The sequence below is a fragment of the Streptomyces sp. NPDC002640 genome (assembly GCF_053592575.1).
In genome coordinates this window covers 499,073-518,719 of the sequence record NZ_JBSFVZ010000001.1, presented here as the reverse complement: position 1 = coordinate 518,719, position 19,647 = coordinate 499,073, and the positions used below count along the sequence as shown (strand labels likewise).

16 protein-coding genes are annotated in these 19,647 nt (G+C 73.2%); 5 read left to right on the top strand and 11 right to left on the bottom strand.

The genetic code is table 11. The annotated features are described in order from the left end of the window. Positions 1-123 precede the first annotated feature (123 nt). Together ACWD3O_RS02370 and bldG are read right to left on the bottom strand one after the other, a co-directional pair. Complete coding sequence (locus tag ACWD3O_RS02370) at positions 124-549, bottom strand: ATP-binding protein (protein WP_451414605.1); 426 nt, start codon at positions 547-549, stop codon at positions 124-126. 107 nt (positions 550-656) lie between these two features. Beyond that, positions 657-998, bottom strand: coding sequence for an anti-sigma factor antagonist BldG (bldG, locus tag ACWD3O_RS02365; RefSeq protein ID WP_003975386.1), 342 nt, complete (start codon positions 996-998; stop codon positions 657-659). Between the two features lie 79 nt (positions 999-1,077). Here bldG and ACWD3O_RS02360 point away from each other — a divergent pair, with 79 nt between their 5' ends. After that, the gene (locus ACWD3O_RS02360) at positions 1,078-3,624 is read left to right on the top strand and encodes a DEAD/DEAH box helicase (protein WP_451414604.1); all 2,547 of its coding nucleotides are present in this window, start codon (positions 1,078-1,080) and stop codon (positions 3,622-3,624) included. A 171-nt stretch (positions 3,625-3,795) separates the two neighbouring features. On the opposite strand, the gene ACWD3O_RS02355 is transcribed toward ACWD3O_RS02360, so the two are convergent. The 7 genes from ACWD3O_RS02355 to ssd form a co-directional block, all read right to left on the bottom strand. Then, positions 3,796-4,341: an Rv3654c family TadE-like protein gene (locus tag ACWD3O_RS02355; protein WP_451414603.1), complete on the bottom strand. Its 546-nt coding sequence runs from the start codon at positions 4,339-4,341 to the stop codon at positions 3,796-3,798. After that, complete coding sequence (locus ACWD3O_RS02350) at positions 4,338-4,721, bottom strand: TadE family type IV pilus minor pilin (RefSeq protein WP_451414602.1); 384 nt, start codon at positions 4,719-4,721, stop codon at positions 4,338-4,340. The genes ACWD3O_RS02355 and ACWD3O_RS02350 overlap by 4 nt, the downstream gene beginning before the upstream one ends. Next, the gene (locus tag ACWD3O_RS02345) at positions 4,708-4,926 is read right to left on the bottom strand and encodes a DUF4244 domain-containing protein (RefSeq protein WP_451409717.1); all 219 of its coding nucleotides are present in this window, start codon (positions 4,924-4,926) and stop codon (positions 4,708-4,710) included. Before ACWD3O_RS02345 ends, ACWD3O_RS02350 begins: the two co-directional genes overlap by 14 nt. Positions 4,927-5,003: 77 nt before the next feature. Next, positions 5,004-5,786 carry a type II secretion system F family protein gene (locus tag ACWD3O_RS02340; RefSeq protein ID WP_451409716.1) on the bottom strand — a complete coding sequence of 261 codons (783 nt, stop codon included), beginning with the start codon at positions 5,784-5,786 and terminating at the stop codon, positions 5,004-5,006. Then, the gene (locus ACWD3O_RS02335; protein ID WP_451409715.1) at positions 5,783-6,706 is read right to left on the bottom strand and encodes a type II secretion system F family protein; all 924 of its coding nucleotides are present in this window, start codon (positions 6,704-6,706) and stop codon (positions 5,783-5,785) included. The genes ACWD3O_RS02340 and ACWD3O_RS02335 overlap by 4 nt, the downstream gene beginning before the upstream one ends. Beyond that, complete coding sequence (locus ACWD3O_RS02330) at positions 6,703-7,968, bottom strand: TadA family conjugal transfer-associated ATPase (RefSeq protein WP_451414601.1); 1,266 nt, start codon at positions 7,966-7,968, stop codon at positions 6,703-6,705. Before ACWD3O_RS02330 ends, ACWD3O_RS02335 begins: the two co-directional genes overlap by 4 nt. Beyond that, positions 7,965-9,068 carry a septum site-determining protein Ssd gene (gene ssd, locus ACWD3O_RS02325; RefSeq protein ID WP_451409713.1) on the bottom strand — a complete coding sequence of 368 codons (1,104 nt, stop codon included), beginning with the start codon at positions 9,066-9,068 and terminating at the stop codon, positions 7,965-7,967. Before ssd ends, ACWD3O_RS02330 begins: the two co-directional genes overlap by 4 nt. Positions 9,069-9,644: 576 nt before the next feature. On the opposite strand from ssd, the gene ACWD3O_RS02320 reads away from it, so the two are divergent. Continuing rightward, positions 9,645-10,475 carry an HAD family hydrolase gene (locus ACWD3O_RS02320; RefSeq protein WP_451409712.1) on the top strand — a complete coding sequence of 277 codons (831 nt, stop codon included), beginning with the start codon at positions 9,645-9,647 and terminating at the stop codon, positions 10,473-10,475. A 415-nt stretch (positions 10,476-10,890) separates the two neighbouring features. On the opposite strand, the gene ACWD3O_RS02315 is transcribed toward ACWD3O_RS02320, so the two are convergent. Next, positions 10,891-11,715 (bottom strand): oxidoreductase, encoded by an 825-nt coding sequence (locus ACWD3O_RS02315; RefSeq protein WP_451409711.1) that lies wholly within the window; start codon positions 11,713-11,715, stop codon positions 10,891-10,893. Positions 11,716-11,912: 197 nt separating this feature from the next. On the opposite strand from ACWD3O_RS02315, the gene ACWD3O_RS02310 reads away from it, so the two are divergent. Next, complete coding sequence (locus ACWD3O_RS02310; RefSeq protein WP_451409710.1) at positions 11,913-12,893, top strand: ATP-binding protein; 981 nt, start codon at positions 11,913-11,915, stop codon at positions 12,891-12,893. Positions 12,894-13,028: 135 nt separating this feature from the next. Here ACWD3O_RS02310 and ACWD3O_RS02305 read toward each other — a convergent pair whose 3' ends face one another. Next, positions 13,029-14,282: a hypothetical protein gene (locus ACWD3O_RS02305; RefSeq protein WP_451414600.1), complete on the bottom strand. Its 1,254-nt coding sequence runs from the start codon at positions 14,280-14,282 to the stop codon at positions 13,029-13,031. A 316-nt stretch (positions 14,283-14,598) separates the two neighbouring features. Between ACWD3O_RS02305 and ACWD3O_RS02300 the strand changes: the two genes are divergently transcribed. Further along, on the top strand, positions 14,599-17,103 hold the full coding sequence (locus tag ACWD3O_RS02300) for a SulP family inorganic anion transporter (RefSeq protein WP_451414599.1): 2,505 nt from the start codon (positions 14,599-14,601) through the stop codon (positions 17,101-17,103). Between the two features lie 585 nt (positions 17,104-17,688). Beyond that, the gene (gene acs, locus ACWD3O_RS02295) at positions 17,689-19,647 is read left to right on the top strand and encodes an acetate--CoA ligase (RefSeq protein ID WP_451414598.1); all 1,959 of its coding nucleotides are present in this window, start codon (positions 17,689-17,691) and stop codon (positions 19,645-19,647) included.

The window sequence follows — 19,647 nt, the reverse complement described above, 5'->3', positions numbered from 1 at the left end:
CGCTCTTCAGAGCAGCGTCACACGAACGCGACGGAGGCGCACATCAAGGGCGAATCGGACGACCGGAGGGGACGCCTGGAGAGAATGAGAGGCAAGCCGAGCGGAAGAAGAGGAGAAAGGTGATCAGGCGCGGGCGGTGGGCCAGGTCATCCTGATCAGGCCGCCCTCGGACCCGGCGCTGACCTTCAGATCGTCGACCAGGCCGGAGATCACCGCGAGGCCCATCTGGTCCTCCTCGGTCTCCGCCGCGTCGAGCACCGCCGGCGAATCGCCGGAGACGGCGTCTACGGAGGTCGAACGGGGAGCGTCGTCGGCCACCTCGATGGAGAACAGCTTCTCCTCGTCGGTCAGCGCGATCCGCACCGGCGTGCCGAGCCCGCTGCCACGATGCAGACCCACGGCACGGGAGCACGCCTCGCCGACGGCCAGGCGGACCTCGTCGAGAACCGCCTCGTCCACACCGGCTCGGCGCGCCACCGCGGCCGCCACCAGCCGGGCCGTCCGGACATGCGCCGGCAGCGGGCTGATGAGGAGTTCAACGGTGGCCATGCATCCCCCTCGGAACTACGGTCCTGCTCCCCGGAGGGCATGCCGAAGAACCGGCCCCCCCCTCCCGATGGTCGTCCGCCCCGGGCCGAGGCCCGGGGCGGCACGTGTCAGTCGGTGGCCGCTACCGCTTCCTCGACCGACGTGTGGATCGGGAAGACCTTGGTCAGGCCGGTGATCCGGAAAATCTTCAGAATGCGCTCCTGGTTGCACACCAGGCGGAGCGAGCCCTCATGGGCACGCACCCGCTTCAGGCCGCCGACCAGCACGCCGAGCCCGGTGGAGTCGAGGAAGTCCACGCCCTCCATGTCGACGACGAGGTGGAAGCTCCCGTCGTTCACCAGCTCGACCAGCTGCTCGCGCAGCTTGGGCGCGGTATATACGTCGATTTCGCCACCGACCTCGACGACCGTACGATCGCCGACGGTACGGGTCGACAGGGACAGGTCCACGGATCCTCCAGCACCTTGCTATCGAGCGGTCGTCCCTCGGGACACCTGGCGGAATCCCCGGGACTGTTCGCCAGCCGCGATGGCATTCAATCACTTACCGGCAGGCGCGCACGACGCCTTGAGTCCATTGTCCTTCCAGCCGGTGACACACTCGGTGCCGATGGCTGAGAATCACCGATCCGGTCGAACCCGGACGGACACTGCTTCCCGCCCCTCGCCGGGCACGATTCTGGACCGGCTCGCCGGGGGGCCGGATCGCGCTGCGCGCATCACTCATACGGAGCACCTGCCCCCTCGTGCGGGTCGGCATGCCGTCTGGCCCCACGAGATCCGGGAAGAAGTTCTTTCAGCGGTCCGCGAACACGGCATCGAGCACCCCTGGGCCCACCAGGCACGAGTCGCCGAGCACGCCCTGGACGGCGAGTCGGTCGTGGTCGCCACCGGTACCGCGTCCGGCAAGTCGCTGGCGTACCTGGTGCCCGTCCTCTCCGCCCTGCTGGACGGCGCCGAGGCGCCCAACGGCCGTGGAGCGACAGCCCTCTACCTGGCGCCCACCAAGGCACTCGCCGCCGACCAGCACCGCGCCGTGCGGGAGCTGGCCGGACCGCTCGGCACCAAGGTGCGCCCGGCCGTCTACGACGGCGACACACCGGTCGAGGAGCGGGAGTGGGTCCGGCAGTACGCCAACTACGTGCTGACCAACCCGGACATGCTGCACCGCGGGATCCTGCCGTCCCATCCCCGCTGGTCCTCCTTCCTCCGGGCGCTGCGGTACGTGGTGATCGACGAGTGCCACACCTACCGGGGCGTCTTCGGGTCGCACGTCGCGCAGGTGCTGCGCCGCCTGCGCCGGCTCTGTGCCCGCTACGGCTCCTCCCCGGTGTTCCTGCTGGCCTCCGCCACGGCCGCGGAGCCCGCCCAGGCCGCCCGGAGGCTCACCGGCCTGCCGGTGATCGAGGTGGCCGACGACGCGTCCCCCCGCGGCGAGCTGCTGTTCGCGCTCTGGGAACCCCCGCTGACCGAACTCCAGGGCGAGAAGGGCGCGCCGGTCCGCCGCACGGCCACCGCGGAGACGGCCGATCTCCTCACCTCGCTCACCCAGCAGGGCGTGCGGACCGTGGCGTTCGTCCGATCGAGGCGCGGGGCGGAGCTGATCTCGGTCATCACCCAGGAGCGACTGGCCGAAAAAGATCGTTCACTGGCCGGGCGTGTCGCGGCGTACCGGGGTGGCTATCTGCCCGAGGAACGGCGCGCGCTGGAACGCGCGCTCCACTCCGGGGAGCTGCTGGGGCTCGCCGCGACCACCGCCCTGGAACTCGGGGTGGACGTCTCCGGCCTGGACGCCGTCGTGATCTGCGGCTACCCCGGCACCCGCGCCTCCCTCTGGCAGCAGGCGGGGCGTGCCGGACGCACCGGCCAGGGCGCGCTGGCGGTGCTGGTGGCTCGCGACGACCCCCTGGACACGTTTCTGGTGCACCACCCGGAGGCGCTGTTCGACCGTCCGGTGGAGTCGACCGTGCTGGACCCGGACAACCCGTACGTGCTGGCGCCCCACCTGTGCGCCGCCGCTGCCGAGCTCCCGCTGACCGACGAGGACCTCGAGCTCTTCGGCCCGGCGACCGCGGACCTTATGCCACAGCTGGAGGCGGCCAGGCTGCTGCGCCGCCGCGCCCGGGCCTGGCACTGGACCCGCAGGGAGCGGGCGGCCGACCTGGCCGACATCCGCGGCGAGGGCGGCCGGCCGGTCCAGGTCGTCGAAACCGGCACGGGGCGGCTGCTCGGCACCGTCGACGCCGGAGCGGCCCACACCTCGGTCCACGAAGGCGCGGTGCACCTGCACCAAGGGCTCACCTACCTGGTCCGTGAGCTCGACCTGGAGACGTCCGTCGCCCTCGTCGAGCGGGCCGACCCGCCGTACACGACCGTCGCCCGGGACACCACCGCCATCGCCGTCCTAACCACCGACACGGAGGTCCCCTGGGGCGAGGGGAGGCTCTGCTTCGGGTCGGTCGAGGTGACCAACCAGGTGGTGTCCTACCTGCGACGGCGGCTCATCACCGGGGAGGTGCTGGGCGAGACCAAGCTGGACCTGCCGCCGCGGACGCTGCGCACCCGTGCGGTCTGGTGGACCGTCACCGAGGACCAGCTCGACGCGGCACGCATCTCCCCGGAGATCCTGGGCGGCGCCCTGCACGCCGCCGAGCACGCCTCCATCGGCATGCTGCCGCTCTTCGCCACCTGCGACCGCTGGGACATCGGCGGGGTCTCCGTTCCTCTGCATCCGGACACGTTGCTTCCCACGGTCTTCGTGTACGACGGCCATCCGGGTGGCGCGGGGTTCGCGGAACGGGCGTTCCACACCGCGCGGGAGTGGCTGCGAGCGACCCGGGAGGCGATCGCGTCCTGCGAGTGCGAGGCGGGGTGCCCGTCGTGCATCCAGTCCCCGAAGTGCGGCAACGGCAACGAGCCGCTGCACAAACGAGGGGCGGTGCGACTGCTGACCGAGTTGCTGCGGGGCGCTCCGGAACAGGCGCCGGAGAAAGCGCCGGAGAAGGCAACGGAGGAGGCGCCGGAGAAGGCAGCGGAGGAGGCGCCGGAGGGAGCGCCCGGCGGCGCGGCGGAGTAGCGCCGCCCGGCACTGTGCCGTACGCCCCTCGCCTCGCCGCAGCGGCGGCGGCGGCAGCGGCAGCGGCAGCGGCAGCGGCGGCCGAGCCCCGCTCTGCGGGACCGGCCCGGACACCGCCCCGGGGCCGAAGGTCTCCCCGGCCCGCATGGTGGCCCGGCGGAAACAGCGCCCTCACGGCAGCGCCTCAGCCGACGGGCTCGACGAGCCCGGGTCCCGCCGCCTCGACGATTGCGTCGCGCCCGAGACCGAGGGTCCCGGGACAGGCGCAGCCGTAGATACAGGTGGCCCCGAGGAGCTCGGTGGGCCCGAGGGGGCCGGCGGCGTGTCCGAGGAAGCCGGCGGAGGCAAGGACGGGGTGCCCGGGGGCAGCGGTGGAGGCGACGGGGCCGGTGGGCCCGCTCTGGCGCGGGAGGTGGCTGCGAAGGGGCCGTGACCGGTGGCCACGACCACGTCGGCCACCTCGCCCGTGATCCCGCACCGGACCAGCCGAGCCCGCTGGGCCTCGGCCACCCGGCCGGCCTGGAGACACGCGGCCGCCGGACCGTCCGGCCAGTGCCGTGCTGCGGCCAGCGCCGCCAGGTCGGCCCCCGCGGCGGCACGGTGCCGCACCAGCACCGCCTCGCTCATCGCGAGGACCGCCGCGAAGACCACGCACAGCGCGCAGATCGCCCCGCCCGCCCAGACCGTGGCCGACCCCCGGTCGTCCCGGCACCTCATGGCCCCGCTCCGACGGTCTCCTCGGAGAGGGCGACCGCCTCGTGCCGCACCTCGAACGGCAGGGCCCCGGCGCCCGGCGGGCGGGCCACCACCCGCACCCGCACCAGGTCACCGCTCCGAGCGACCGTCACCCGCGCGCCGTCCGGAGCGGCTCGCCGGACGACGGCCATCACCACCTCCTCGGGGTCCTGCCGGGACGCGGCCCGGGCGCCCGCCCGGGCCGCGTCCACACACTGGATCTGCGCGGCGGTCGCCAGCAGGGCCCACACCAGCGCCATCCCGAAGAGGACCAGCACCGGCAGGGTCACCGCGGTCTCCGCGGTCACCATCCCGCTCTGCCGGTCCCGCACCGGCCGCCGCGCCGTCTCAGGGCCCTCCATCAAGCGCCTTCTTCACCAGTTGCTGGAGTTCCGTGTTGACCTGGCCGCTGGTCACCACCTTGTAGAGCACCGCGGCGAAGGCAACCGCCGCGACGATGCCCATCGCGTACTCCGAGGTGACCATCCCCGCGTCCCGGCGGCCCGTCTCGACCCGGCAGACCAGGTACAGGAGCCGGTTCCGCAGCCGGCGCGCTCGTCGTGTCATGTTCCGCATGTCGTCCTCCAGATGTCGTGTCGTTTGTCGGTTCCTCGCTGACCGCCGCACCGTCGCGGCGGAGTCGTTCACGGGCCTGCGCCGAGGGCGCCGTCGGCCAGGCCGATCACCACCGGGAGCACCCCGACGGTGATGAAGGCGGGGAGGAAGCACAGGCCGACCGGCCCGGTGATCAGCACGCCCGCCCTACGGGCCCGCCCCGTGGCGGCCCGGTCACCGGCCGCCCTGGCCTCGGCGGCCAGCCGCCCGGCGGGAGCGGCCGCCGGGAGGCCGGACTCCCCCGCCCGTTCGATGAGCCGGGCGAGCGGTGCCGCGCCCGGTACCGCCGCCAGTCGCTGCCAGGCGGCCGCCGGTTCGCCTCCGAGCCGGACCTCCGCAGCGCCCTGCTCCAACCGCCGGCCCAGCGGCCCTCCGAGCGCCTCCCCGACCGCCCGTGCCGCGACCACGGGGTCGGCGCCGGCCTCCACGCAGGCCGCCAGCAGGTCGGCGGCGAGCGGAAGCTGCGCGGCGGCCTGGTGGGTCGTCCGGTCCGTGGCGGCCTCGCGGGCCGCCCACCGTCCGAGGCGCTGCCGCAGGCAGAACCCGGTCACCACGCCCACCGCCAGGCCCGGTAGCCCTCCGACGAGCAGCCAGCCCACCGCGACCGCGCCCAGGACCGCGGCCCGGCGCCGCGCCGTCTCCCCGGCCCACGGCCACGACCGCACCGCCGCCCGCGGGGACACGGGTCGCTTCAGCAGTGACGACGCCCTCCGGCGCGTCCTCCGGGCCCGGTGGTACTCCACACCGTGCCCGGCCGCCCAGCACAGCCCCGCGGTCGCTCCCAGCACCGTCACGGCGCCCGGCCAGGTCATGGCCCCTCCTCCGCGCCGCGCACGATCCACAGCGCCCACCGGACGCCCGCTGTCTCCAGCAGCCCGCCCACGGCCAGGCATGCCAGCCCAGGGCCCGTGTGCAGCAGGATCCTCAGCGGGTCGGCCCCCAGCGCCGTCCCCAGGAGCAGTCCCAGCGCCGGAAGTCCGGCGAGCATCACGGTGGTGGCCCGGGCCCCGGCCAGTTGGGACCGCAGGTCGGCGCGCCGGTCCCGTTCCGCGCGGAGCGCCGCGTCGAGCCGCTCCAGCCCGTCGGCCAGGCCCGCGCCCCGGTCCACCGCCACCCGCCAGCACGCCGCCAGTCCACCCAGCCCTTCCGCCCCGGGCGAGCGGGAGGCTCCGCCGAGCGCCGCCGCGACGTCTCCGCCGAACCGCGCCGCCGCCACCGCCGGGGCGAGCGCCCCGGCGAGCACCCCGGTCCCGTCCGCGTGGACCGCCACGGGAAGCGCCTCACCCGGTTGCCGTCCCGCCCGCACCTCGCCGGCCAGCGCGCCGCACAGCGCGATCACCGCATCCGCCCGCACAGCCCGCTCCCGCCTCCTGCACGCGGCCCGCCGGGCACGCCGCACCAACGGCACGGCGGCCAGGGCCGCGGCGATGGGCAGCGGTGACACTCCGAGCACCGCCACGGCCGCCCCGGCGACCAGGACCCACCACTCGGCTCCGGGCCGCCTCTGCCCGGCCAGGAGCCTGCGGGCTCCCTCACCAAGCGCCAACGCCCTGAGCCGCGCCGCCCCACCCACAGAGCGGGGCTCCGCGGCACCGCCACCCCTGCCGGCCACCACCCGGGCCCGTTGTGCCACGGACCGGGGGCGCGACAGCCACCAGGCTCCCGCCGCGCAGACGGCGGCGGTGACGGCCCACCCGCCCCCCGCGAGGGCCGATCCGGCAACAGGGCTCACCACGCCACCCCCGCCTCGACCCCATCCGTCGTGCGGGCGGCCTCGGCCCCGCCCTGGTCGCCGCCGTCCAGCAGCTCCACGAGCCGCGCCCATCCGCGCTCCGGAACGAAGGCCTGCTCGCTCCAGCGCAGGGCGGGAACCGTCCGCACCAGCCCGTCGGCGTCACGTTCGAGCACCCGCACCTCGGCAACGCGCCGCCGCCCACCACGCTCCCGCACGAGATGGATCACCACCGACAGGGCGGCGGCCAGCTGACTGTGCAGCGCGGCCCGGTCCAGCCCGGCCGCCGTGCCCAGGGCCTCCAGCCGGGCCGGGACGTCCGCCGCGGCGTTGGCGTGGACCGTGCCGCAGCCACTGTGGCCGGTGTTCAGCGCGGCCAGCAGGTGCACGACCTCCGCCCCGCGCACCTCCCCCACCACCAGCCGGTCGGGGCGCATGCGCAGGGCCTGCCGCACCAGGTCCTCGAGCGTGACCAGACCCGCGCCCTCCTGGTTGGCCGGTCTGCTCTCCAGCCGCACGACATGAGGGTGGTCCGGCCGCAGTTCCGCCGAGTCCTCGGCCAGCACGATGCGTTCGGCGGGACCGGTGAGGCCCAGCAGGGCGCTGAGCAGCGTGGTCTTGCCCGTACCCGTACCCCCGCTGACGAGGAACGACAGCCGGGCGTCGACCAGGGCCCGCAGCACTCCCGCGCCGCTGGGCGGAAGCATGCCCGCCCGGGTCAGTTCGTCGAGGGTGAAGGCCCTCGGCCGGACGACCCGCAACGAGAGGCAGGCGCAGCCGACCGCGACCGGCGGGAGGACGGCGTGCAGTCGTGTGCCGTCCGGCAGCCGCGCGTCCACCCAGGGGCGGGCGTCGTCGAGGCGGCGTCCGGTGACGGAGGCCAGGCGTTGCGCCAGGCGCCGTACCGCGGCGGCGTCCGGGAAGGCCACACCGGTTAGTTCCAGCCCCGCTCCCCGGTCGACCCACACCCGGTCCGGCGCGGAGACCAGAACGTCCGTCACCGCCGGGTCCGCGAGCAGCGGTTCCAGCGGGCCGCTGCCTACCAGTTCGGACCGCAGCCGCACCGCCGCTCCCAGCACCTCGGCGTCCCCGAGAACCCGTCCGCCCCGTTCCCGCAAAGCCTGGGCCACCCGCGCCGGGGTGGGCTCCGCGCCGCTCTCGGCCAGCCAGCGGCGCACCCCGTCGAGGAGCTCCACCGCGGGCGCGGCGGCCTCGTTCGTGACGGTGTTCACCGTCCCGGCGTTCGTCCGCCCGGCGCTCATCGTCCACCCGCCGATGCCGCCGCGCGGTCCCAGAACTGCCGGCAGAACCGGGACAGTGGAGCGCGGGGGGCCGCGCCGGGAGGCAGCGACCCCGATGCGGGTGGCCGCAGCGCCGGATCGGCCGGCACCTCGCCGAGCAGGGGCAGTCCGAGCAGGCGGGCCACCTCCGCCCCGTCGAGGCCGGGGGCGTGGGGGCCGCGGACGGCGACCCGGAGGTCCCTCAGCACCATGCCCGCCATCGACGCAACCCGTCCGGCCGCGGCCACCGCCCGGATCTCCGCGGGCACCACCAGGACACCCAGATCGAGCTGGGCGAGGATCTCGGCCACCCCCTCGTCGACCCGTCGCGGCAGGTCCACGACGACCGCCCCGCCGCCCCTGCGGGCCGCCGCCAGCACGGCGCGGACGGCGTCCGGCGGAACGGTCACGCAGTCACCGCGGTCCCAGCTCAGCACCCTCAGCGAGTGCAGGCTCGGCAGCGATTCCTCCAGCGCCCCACCGCCCAGCCGGCCCCGGGAGGAGGCGAAGGCGGGCCAGCGCAGGCCCTCGGCCGCCTCACCGCCGAGCAGCACGTCCAACCCGCCGCCCAGCGGATCGGCGTCGACCAGCAGGGTGCGAACCCCACCGCGGGCCGAGGTGACGGCCAGCGCGCAGGCCAGCGTGGACGCTCCGGCACCGCCCCGCCCGCCGATGACGCCGACCGTCAGCGCGGGCCGGCCGACGCCCTCCACGACGTCGGCGATCCGGTCGGTGAGCCACTGCTCGCCGTCGGGCAGGACCAGCACGTGGTCCGCCCCGATCTCGACGGCACGCCGCCACACCTGAGGGTCGTCCTGGTCCCGTCCGACCAGGACCACTCCGGTTCGGCGGGGTGCCCCGCGCACCCGTCGGGCCGCGTCGTCACCGATCAGGACGAGCGGTGCCGCTTCCCAGACGGACCGTCTGCCGGGTGGCCCGGGATGTACCTCCGGGGTCGCCCCGGCCGCGGCGCACAGCCGCAGGAGATCGTCGAGGAGCAACGGGTCCTCGGTGAGGATGAGCGGTGCGCCCGCCCCGCGGTGGGCGCCGGGAGCCGGGGCCCCGGAAGTGGATCCGGTCATGACTGCTGCCTCCTGCCCGCCCGGGAGGTCGTGTCCCACCGGGCCGTGCCGTGTCGGAAGTGAGCGACGCGGCGGCGGTCAGGCGCCGATGCGAGGGCAGCGGGTGCCGTGATCCGGACGCGTCGGAATCACCGTGCGGCAGTCCCGAAAAAGAAGTGGATCTTGCCTTAAATCGGGGGACAACCCGGCGATTGTGAATATCGCCTTCACCCCCACGGGCGAACGCGACGGGCACCGGCTCCCCGCCCTCCCGCAAGGGCGTGCGGAGAATCCCCAGAGCACCGCTTCGGTCACGGACCGTCACGTCGGTGGGGAAGACAAGGGGAAGACAAAACGCGGCCGGGCTCTCGCGGAGGAGAGCCCGGCCGCCTCGTCCGGAGGGCGAAAAACCCGTCCGGACATGCGACGACCCCCGCCGGGGGGGAGAGCGGGGGTCGTCATCCACGATCCGGCTCGGGGGGGGAGGAGCCGGACCGGGTTAGCACGGTCGCGAACGATCCGTGACTTCCATGGTGTACCCGAGAGGCTTCTCAGGCAAACCCACGCGCCACACCTTACGCCGAATGGCTGCCCCCTATGCTCGCCCTTGTGGAAAACCACTCCTTGCCCCGCACAGCGGCCTTCTTCGACCTGGACAAGACGGTCATTGCGAAGTCGAGCACGCTCACCTTCGGCAGGTCCTTCTACCAAGGTGGACTGATCAACCGCCGTGCCGCTCTGCGCACGGCGTACACCCAGTTCGTCTTCCTCGCCGGCGGCGCCGACCACGAACAGATGGAGCGCATGCGGAGGTACCTCTCCGCCATGTGCCGTGGATGGGACGTCCAGCAGGTCCGGGACATCATCGCCGAGACCCTCCACGACCTCATCGACCCGATCATCTACGACGAGGCCGCCTCCCTGATCGAGGAGCACCACATGGCCGGGCGTGACGTGGTGATCGTCTCCACGTCCGGATCGGTGATGGTGGAGCCGATCGGGGAGATGCTGGGGGCGGACCGGGTGGTCGCCACCCGGATGGTGGTCGGCGAGGACGGCCGCTTCACCGGCGAGGTCGAGTACTACGCGTACGGCCCCACCAAGGCCCAGGCGATCCGGGAGCTGGCGGAGTCCGAGGGGTACGACCTCAGCCGCTGCTTCGCGTACAGCGACTCCGCCACCGACCTGCCCATGCTCGAGACGGTGGGGCATCCGCACGCCGTCAACCCGGACCGGACGCTGCGCCGGGAGGCCGTGGCCCGGGGCTGGCCGATCCTCGACTTCCACCGCCCGGTGCGGCTGAAGCAGCGGCTGCCCACGTTCACCACACCCTCCCGGCCGGTGCTGGTCGCGGCGGCGACGGTGGGTGCGGCCGCGGCCGCGGCCCTGGTCTGGTACGCCAGCCGCCGGCGGTCGGCCACGGTCTGACCCGCGCCGAGCGGGAACCCCGGAGCCCTCGCGACCTGATCACCGCTGGTCAGCGGGGCCCGCGCACGGCCGTCACGCCACCCACACGGACGGGGAACCAAGCACTTCCGTCCAAGAGTTCACATAGGTGACGGAACAGGAGTACAAAGGACTTAACGGCCCGCGAGACCAAGGACATCCGACGGGATGGCCTTCGCAACGCAACGGCCCCACGGACCGGAGCATGAACACCGGGCACCCACGCGACGTCGACCCGTCGATTACGGGCCAGCCGCACCAGGCCACGGGACAAAGTTCCCGGCCTGATGGGCAGCTTACGAGGACGCTTGGTAACCCGGCCGGACATGCGAGCGGCGGCACGAGAACTCGTGCCGCCGCAACCCTGTGCCGGGCGTCCCCAGTTCCTTCCGCCCGGTCAGGCGGCGCCGCGCTGCAGCGCCTCACAGACCGCGGTGGACTCACGCGCCCCCAGTTCGACCGCCTTGCCGCAGTGGCCGATCCAGGCAGCCATCCCCTCGGGGGAGCCGGACACGTAGCCGTCCAGCGCCGCCCGGTAGGCCGCCCGTCCGAGCTCGGCGTGCCCCACCTCGGCGGGGCAGATCGACTTCGGGTCCAGCCCGCTGCCCACCAGCACGACCCGTTCCGCCGCACGGGCCACCAGCCCGTTGTGCGAGCGGAAGGGGCGGAGCGCGAGGATCTCGCCGTGCACCACGGCCGCCTTCACCAGGGCGGGTGCGGAGCCGCCGTCGATGATGAGCCGCGAGAGCCCGTCGAGCCGTCCGGCCATCTCGTCGGCGTCGGGCAACGGCAGTTCGATCAACGGCTCGTCGACCGTCTCCCCGGCCAGCCGGGGGCGCCCGACGTCGTCGCCCTGCCCGGCGGCGGCCACCAGGTGCAGGCGGGCCAGGACCCGCAGCGGCGACTGCCGCCAGATCGAGAGCAGTTGTCCCGCCTCGGCGGTGAGCCGCAGGGCTGCGCCCACCACCCGGGCGTCGTCGTCACCGCTGAAGTCGGTCCTGCGCCTGACCTCCTCCAGAGCCCAGTCGGCCCCGGCGAGCGCGGCGGATCCGCGCGATCCACGCAGAGCCGCCTCGGAGGTGATCTCGTTGCTGCGGCGGCGCATGATGCGGTGACCGTAGACCCGGTCGACGTACGTGCGGACGGACTCCACGGAGTCGGCCACGCCGGGAAGCGAACCCAGGGCCGCGAGCGGGTCGGCGGACGCGCCAGTCGTACTCATGAGTACGACATTACGCGCCCTCACGCCGCCCCACCCTGCCCGGCCCGGGGTCCACCGGGGCAAGCGACGGAGACGGACGGGCTTAACCCGGCGCTTCGGGGCGGGTTCCGCAGGAAACCCCACGATGGAGTGGTTCGTCACGACGGATCGTCACGGAAATGCCACGCGGCGGAGTGCGCGCACTACGCTAGGTGAACATGAAAATTGCTTTCGTCGGCAAGGGTGGCAGCGGCAAGACGACCCTGTCCTCCTTGTTCGTCCGTCACCTCGCCGCTTCGCAGGCGCCGGTCATCGCCGTGGACGCCGACATCAACCAGCACCTCGGCGCCGCCCTCGGCCTGGACGAGACGGAGGCCGCCGCGCTGCCCGCGATGGGTCAGCACCTGCCGCTCATCAAGGACTACCTGCGCGGCACCAACCCCCGGATCACCTCGGCCGAGGCGATGATCAAGACGACTCCGCCCGGCGAGGGCTCCCGACTGCTGCGGGTGCGGGAGGACAACCCGGTCTACGCGGCCTGCGCCCGCCCGGTCGAGCTCGACGGGGGCACGGTCCGGCTCATGGTCACCGGCCCGTTCACCGAGGCGGACCTCGGGGTCGCCTGCTATCACTCCAAGACCGGCGCGGTCGAGATGTGCCTGAACCACCTGGTCGACGGGCGGGACGAGTATGTGGTGGTGGACATGACGGCGGGCTCGGACTCGTTCGCCTCCGGGATGTTCACCCGCTTCGACATGACCTTCCTGGTCGCCGAGCCCACCCGCAAGGGGGTCTCCGTCTACCGCCAGTACAAGGAGTACGCCCGGGACTTCGGGGTCTCGCTCAAGGTCGTCGGCAACAAGGTGCAGGGCCCGGACGACCTGGACTTCCTGAGGGAGCAGGTCGGCGACGACCTCCTGGTGACGGTCGGCCACTCGGACTGGGTGCGTGCCATGGAGAAGGGCAGGCCGCCCCGGTTCGACCGGCTGGAGGCGGAGAACAGGGCAGCCCTGGAGACGCTGCGCGGCGCCGCCGACGCCCGCTACGACGCCCGGGACTGGGAGGGCTACACGCGCCAGATGGTCCACTTCCACCTGCGGAACGCCGAGTCCTGGGGCAATGCGAGGACCGGGACCGACCTGGCGCGGCAGGTGGATCCCGGTTTCGTGCTCGGGGAGCGGGTGGCCGAGCCGGCGTGAGCGTCGCGGGGGTGCGGCCGCGGTCCTCCGGCCGCACCCCCGCCGAACCGGCCCGATACGCCGGACCGGCCCGATACGCCGGACCGGCCTGGTCCGGCGGGTGGCTCGGACCGGGAGGACGTCAGGACGGTCGGGTCACCGGCCGGCCGGTGCCGCCGGCGCGGCCGCGGGGGACGCCGTGAAGCGCTGCCAGCCCTCCCTCGGTGCCTGCCCGATGCCGAGGGTCCGCAGCTTGGTGAGCACCTGCGGGTCCTGCGCGTCCAGCCAGTCGGTCAGCTGCCGGAAGGACACACAGCGCACCTCGGGCTTGGTGCACACCTCCTTGACGACCTCCTCGACGGCCCGCATGTAGACGCCACCGTTCCAGGACTCGAAGTGGTTGCCGATGATGACCGGCGCCCGGTTGCCCTCGTAGGAACGGCGGAAGCCCGCCAGGAGGCCGTCCCGCATCTGGTCGCCCCACAGTTCCCGCATGGCCGGGTTGCCGCGGGTGCTGGTCCCGGACTGGTTGACCATGAAGTTGTAGTCCATGGAGATGGTCTCGAAGCTGCGGCCGGGCACCGGGACCATGTGCATCGACAGGTCCCACAGCCCGTCCTTGTGTTCCGGCCAGACCTGTTCGCGGACCCCGCTGGTGTCGTAGCGGAAGCCCAGCTCCCGGGCGGCCACGCGGAAGTTCTGCCGGCCCTCCAGACAGGGGGTCCGGCCGCCGATCAGCTCCTTCTCGTAGTCGAACGGCAGCGGCTGCGCGTTCTGCAGGCCGGTGTTGGTCTTCCAGGTCTGCACGAAGCTCTTGGCCTGCGCGATCTCGCTCTTCCACTGCTCGACCGACCAGTCCCCCACGCCACCGCTGCCGCAGAAGTGGCCGTTGAAGTGGGTGCCGATCTCATTGCCCTCCAGCCATGCCTGGCGCAGTTGCTCGACGGTGGCGGTCACCCCCTCGACGTCGTTGAAGCCGATGTCGGAGGCTCCGGCGGCACGGCCCGGCGGCTGATAGAGGGAACGTTTCTCCTCGGGCAGCATGTACACGCCGCTGAGGAAGTACGTCATGGTGGCGTTGTTCTCCTTGGCCACCTTGCGGAAGTGCGAGAACAGCCGCTGCCCGTCCTCCCCGGCGCCGTCCCAGGAGAAGACGACGAACTGCGGCGGACGCTGCCCGGGGGCGAGCCGTTCCGGCTTGGCCAGGTTGGGCTGCGCCCCGGTGTAGGCGGTGGAACCGTCCCCGATGAGCCGGACCGCCTGGGGGGCTCTCTTCGGCTCCGCCTTCCTCGCACCGGCCTGGCCCTGGGCGCCGGCCGCGCCGTCGCTCCCCGCCCCGCATCCGGCCAGCGACACGGCACAGGCGGCCGCCGCCACGACGGCGGCGGTGATTCTCCGGTTGACGGTCATGACCCGCCCCACCTTCTTCCTTCGCTCAGGCCGAGCGCCCCCACGGGCGCTCCCCGGTGGACCGCCGAGGACCCGGCGGGCGGCCACGTTCGCACGTCACCGCGCAGGCATTTATATGACAAGCCGAAGAAAACACCGCTTCACTCTTTTGAATGAGGTATCCGGCCATTTGCCCGTTTTCTCCGAACGAAGCCTTTACCCGGAATTACTGTTCATTTACTGAGTGTTGGCACTCGCCGCATCGTCCGCGGTGCCGTTCCCCGTGGTCGCCGAAGGCCTTCGCGCGACCGCGCCGTCCTTGAGGAGAAACGGGAACATGTCTTCCTGCATCCCCGATCACGCCGAGGCCCACGAGGCCGGACGCATCCACCGACCGCACAGTCCGCCGCCCCGGGGGCCCCGCCGGTTCCGGATCGCTCCGGCCGACCTCTCGGCCTCGGTCACGGTCTTCCTGATCTCGCTGCCTCTGTCCCTGGGCATCGCCCTGGCCACCGGCGCGCCCCTCCAGGCCGGCTTGGTCGCCGCCGCCGTGGGCAGCCTGGTGGCCGGACGGCTGGGCGGCGCACCGCTCACCGTCAGCGGGCCCACGGCCGGACTCACCGTCGTCACGGCCGACCTGATCCAGCAGTACGGATGGCGCACCACCTGCGCCGTCACCATCCTCGCCGGCGTGACCCAGGTGGCCCTCGGCTGGCTCCGGGTGGCCCGGACCGCCCTGGCCGTGAGCCCCGCCATCGTCCACGGAATGCTGGCCGGCATCGGCGTCACCATCGCGGTGGCCCAGCTGCACATCGTTCTGGGCGGCACCCCCCAGAGCTCAGTCCTCGACAACCTGCGCGCGCTCCCCGCCCAGCTCGCGGAACTCCATCCGGGCGCCCTGGCCGTCAGCGCGCTCACGCTGGTGGTGCTGCTGGGCTGGTCCCGGATGCCCGGCCGGGTCGGCCGGCTCATGCGCCTCGTGCCCGCCGCGCTCGCCGCGATGCTGATCGCCACCGCCGCCGCCCTGGCCGCGGGGATGCGGCTGCCCCGGGTCGACCTGCCCTCCTGGTCCAACCACGCGCTGGCCGGGTTCCCCGAGGGCCCCGTCCTGCCCCTGGCCGCGGCGGTCCTCACCATCACCCTGGTCGGCGGCGTGGAGACCCTGCTCTCCGCGGTGGCCGTGGACAAGATCGCCGCGACCCGTGGCGGGCCGCCGGTCCCGCGCGCCGACCTGGACCGCGAGCTGCGCGGCCAAGGCTTCGCCAACATGGCCTCCGGCGCCCTGGGCGGCCTGCCGGTCACCGGCGTGGCGGTCCGCAGTTCGGCCAACGCCCGCTCCGGCGCTGTCAGTCACAACGCGGCCATGCTCCACAGCCTGTGGATCGCCGCGGCGGCCCTGGTGCTGGTGCCGCTCCTGGAGCTGATCCCGCTGGCGGCCCTCGCGGCGCTGGTGATGGTGATCGGCGTCCAGATGGTCTCGATCATTCACATCCGCACGGTGAACCGTCACCGTGAGGCGCTGGTGTACGCGGTCACCGCCGTCGCGGTCACCTTCCTCGGCGTCCTGGAGGGCGTGGGCGTCGGAGTGCTCGCCGCGGTCGCGGTCGCCCTGCACCGGCTGACCCGCACCCGGATCGTCCACGAGGTGCGCGACGGCGTGCACCACGTCCACGTCCGGGGCCAGCTCACGTTCCTGGTGGTTCCCCGGCTCAGCCGGGTGCTGCACCTGATTCCGGAAGGCGCCGACGCGGTGGTGGAGCTTCACGGCTCCTTCGTGGACCACGCCGCGTACGAGTCGCTGGAGGACTGGCGCAACAGCCACCGGGCGCACGGCGGCTCGGTCCGCCTCACCGGGCTGCGCAGGGGGCTCACCGCGGCGGGTGCCGCCTCCCCGGCCGAGGCCGCCACCAACCCGCCGACCGACGACGCCTCTGCCCCGCCGTTCGACACTCCCACTCCGCCGGCCGACATCTCCGCCGAGCCGGCCAGCAGCTCCGCCGAGCGGGCCGACACCTCCGCCGATCCGGCCGGTGCCGCCGTGCCGTCCGCCGACGCCGCCGGATCCGGCAGCGGACGCCCCGCCGAGCCCCACGAGGAGCCCACGGCACCCACAGCGCCCGCGGCCGCCGACGAGCCCGCCGGCCCCCGACCCAGCGGGCACGAGCTCGTCCGCGGCATCAGCGCCTTCCAGCGGGAGACGGCCCCTCTGGTCCGCAGCGAACTCGCCCGGCTGGCCCGGGAAGGTCAGCGGCCGGCACAGCTCTTCCTGACGTGCGCCGACTCGCGGTTGGTGACGTCGATGATCACCAGCAGCGGCCCCGGCGACCTGTTCGTCGTCCGCAACGTGGGCAATCTGGTGCCCGCGCCCGGCGAGGAGTCGGGGGACGACTCGGTGGCCGCCGCCATCGAGTACGCGGTGGACGTCCTGCGGGTCCGCTCCATCACCGTCTGCGGCCACTCCGGCTGTGGCGCCATGCAGGCGCTCATCGACTCCGAGCCCGACAACGACGGGACTCCGCTCCAGCGCTGGCTCCGCCACGGTCTGCCGAGCCTGCGCCGGATGGCCTCCGGATCCGGCCGCGGCCGTCCGGTCCGGCTGGCCGGACGGGAGCCCGCGGACGCGGTCGAGCTGCTCTGCCTCACCAATGTGGCGCAGCAGCTCGAGCACCTCGAGGCCCACGAGGCGGTCGCCCGGGCGATGCGCGAAGGCCGGCTGGAGTTGCACGGCATGTACTTCCACGTCGGCGAGGCCCAGGCCTACCTCCTCGGTGGCTCCGCGGACACGCCCGTCTTCGAGGACATCAGGGAGACGGAGGCCGATCTGACCGGCGCCGGAAACTGACAGCGGGCCGACCGGCCTCCTGCGCCGCTCCGGCCTGGGCGCGGGACCCGGGCGCGGGCGAGCCGGGGCCGGCGGCCTCACCGAGGGGCCGGGCCCGGCAGCGGGGCCTGGTCACAGCCTCTTCTCCGGGCTCCGGTACGCCCGCCCCCGCCGGGGACCGCGCACCGGAGCCCCCGCCCCCCGGTCGGCTCCCGCTCCAATCCCGCTCGTCCACCACTCCGCTCCTACTCCGCTCCCACCCGCTGCCGAGCCCCATCCGCCACGCACGGGCCCATGGATAGACCCGCCGACCGAGGGGTAGTGCACTGCACGACCCAGGTGGACGCAGGTCCACCGGCCGACGTACGCCGCGCGGGTCGTGCACGCCGTCGCCTCCTCGGCGCGACACCGCTGAACTCCTCCGCGCGGCCGTACGTGACAACGGGTGACCGATCCGCGCAAGCCATCCGCGAATCCCGAGGTCGCAGCCACAGCCGAATCAGACACAGGTCTACACCAATTTCCGGACGACCCTTGTCAGTGGTCCCTCCGGTCTGATGAGCTGTGGCCTGGGACACAGCGGACACCCTTGGAAAGGGAGATGTCGTGAGCAACGAAAGCCTGGCCAACCTGCTCAAAGAAGAGCGCAGGTTCGCACCCCCCGCCGACCTGGCCGCCGCGGCCAACGTCACCGCGGAGGCGTATGAGCAGGCCAAGGCTGACAGGCTCGGCTTCTGGGCCGAGCAGGCCCGCCGACTGACCTGGGCCACCGAGCCGACGGAGACGCTCGACTGGTCGAACCCCCCGTTCGCCAAGTGGTTCCAGGACGGCAAGCTCAACGTCGCCTACAACTGCGTGGACCGTCACGTCGAGGCCGGCAACGGCGACCGGGTGGCCATCCACTTCGAGGGTGAGCCCGGTGACACCCGCGCCATCACCTACGCCGAACTCAAGGACGAGGTCTCCCGCGCCGCCAACGCGCTGCTGGAGCTGGGCGTCCGCCAGGGCGACCGGGTGGCCGTCTACATGCCGATGATCCCGGAGACGGCCGTCGCCATGCTGGCCTGCGCCCGGATCGGCGCCGCCCACTCGGTGGTCTTCGGCGGCTTCTCCGCCGACGCGCTGGCCACCCGCATCAAGGACGCCGACGCCAAGGTGGTCATCACCGCCGACGGCGGCTGGCGCCGCGGCAAGCCGTCCGCGCTCAAGCCCGCGGTCGACGAGGCGCTCGCCAAGGTCGACGGCGTGGAGCACGTGCTCGTGGTCCGCCGGACGGCCCAGGAGGTCGCCTGGACCGAGGGCCGCGACGTCTGGTGGCACGAGATCACCGAGCGCCAGTCCCCGGAGCACACCCCGGAGGCGTTCGAGGCCGAGCAGCCGCTGTTCATCCTCTACACCTCGGGCACCACCGGTAAGCCCAAGGGCATCCTGCACACCTCCGGCGGCTACCTCACCCAGGTCGCCTACACCCACCACGCCGTCTTCGACCTCAAGCCGGAGACCGACGTCTACTGGTGCACGGCCGACGTCGGCTGGGTCACCGGCCACTCGTACATCGTCTACGGCCCGCTGGCCAACGGCGCCACCCAGGTCATGTACGAGGGCACCCCGGACACCCCGCACCAGGGCCGCTTCTGGGAGATCGTCCAGAAGTACGGCGTGACCATCCTCTACACGGCGCCCACCGTGATCCGCATGTTCATGAAGTGGGGCGACGACATCCCGGCCAAGTTCGACCTGAGCACGCTGCGCGTCCTCGGATCGGTCGGCGAGCCCATCAACCCCGAGGCCTGGATCTGGTACCGGGAGCGCATCGGCGCCGGCGCGAAGCCGATCGTGGACACCTGGTGGCAGACCGAGACCGGCGCCATCATGATCTCGCCGCTCCCCGGCGTGACGGAGACCAAGCCGGGATCCGCGCAGACCCCGCTGCCCGGCATCGCCGCCACCGTAGTGGACGACGAGGCCAAGGAGGTACCGAACGGCGGCGGCGGTTACCTGGTGCTCACCGAGCCGTGGCCGTCCATGCTGCGCACCATCTGGGGCGACGACCAGCGGTTCATCGACACCTACTGGTCGCGCTTCCCGGGCAAGTACTTCGCCGGCGACGGCGCCAAGAAGGACGACGACGGCGACATCTGGCTGCTCGGCCGGGTCGACGACGTCATGCTGGTCTCCGGCCACAACATCTCCACCACCGAGGTCGAGTCGGCGCTGGTCTCGCACCCGAAGGTGGCGGAGGCGGCCGTGGTGGGCGCCGCCGACGAGACCACCGGCCAGGCCATCGTGGCCTTCGTCATCCTGCGCGGCAGCGCCTCGGAGGACGAGGGCCTTGTCGACGAACTGCGCAACCACGTGGGCGCCACGCTCGGGCCGATCGCCAAGCCCAAGCGGATCCTGCCGGTCGCGGAGCTCCCCAAGACCCGCTCCGGCAAGATCATGCGGCGCCTGCTGCGCGACGTGGCCGAGAACCGCGCCCTGGGCGACGTCACCACGCTGACCGACGCCGGGGTGATGGACCTCATCCAGGCCAAGCTGCCGTCCGCGCAGAGCGACGCCGACTGA

Coding starts and splice junctions, on each gene's coding strand:
- ACWD3O_RS02370 (WP_451414605.1), bottom strand. CDS start 549: ATGGCCACCGTTGAACTCCTCATCAGCCCGCTGCCGGCGCATGTCCGG.
- ACWD3O_RS02360 (WP_451414604.1), top strand. CDS start 1,078: ATGGCATTCAATCACTTACCGGCAGGCGCGCACGACGCCTTGAGTCCA.
- ACWD3O_RS02355 (WP_451414603.1), bottom strand. CDS start 4,341: ATGAGGTGCCGGGACGACCGGGGGTCGGCCACGGTCTGGGCGGGCGGG.
- ACWD3O_RS02350 (WP_451414602.1), bottom strand. CDS start 4,721: ATGGAGGGCCCTGAGACGGCGCGGCGGCCGGTGCGGGACCGGCAGAGC.
- ACWD3O_RS02345 (WP_451409717.1), bottom strand. CDS start 4,926: ATGACACGACGAGCGCGCCGGCTGCGGAACCGGCTCCTGTACCTGGTC.
- ACWD3O_RS02340 (WP_451409716.1), bottom strand. CDS start 5,786: ATGACCTGGCCGGGCGCCGTGACGGTGCTGGGAGCGACCGCGGGGCTG.
- ACWD3O_RS02330 (WP_451414601.1), bottom strand. CDS start 7,968: ATGAGCGCCGGGCGGACGAACGCCGGGACGGTGAACACCGTCACGAAC.
- ssd (WP_451409713.1), bottom strand. CDS start 9,068: ATGACCGGATCCACTTCCGGGGCCCCGGCTCCCGGCGCCCACCGCGGG.
- ACWD3O_RS02320 (WP_451409712.1), top strand. CDS start 9,645: ATGCTCGCCCTTGTGGAAAACCACTCCTTGCCCCGCACAGCGGCCTTC.
- ACWD3O_RS02315 (WP_451409711.1), bottom strand. CDS start 11,715: ATGAGTACGACTGGCGCGTCCGCCGACCCGCTCGCGGCCCTGGGTTCG.
- ACWD3O_RS02310 (WP_451409710.1), top strand. CDS start 11,913: ATGAAAATTGCTTTCGTCGGCAAGGGTGGCAGCGGCAAGACGACCCTG.
- ACWD3O_RS02305 (WP_451414600.1), bottom strand. CDS start 14,282: ATGACCGTCAACCGGAGAATCACCGCCGCCGTCGTGGCGGCGGCCGCC.
- ACWD3O_RS02300 (WP_451414599.1), top strand. CDS start 14,599: ATGTCTTCCTGCATCCCCGATCACGCCGAGGCCCACGAGGCCGGACGC.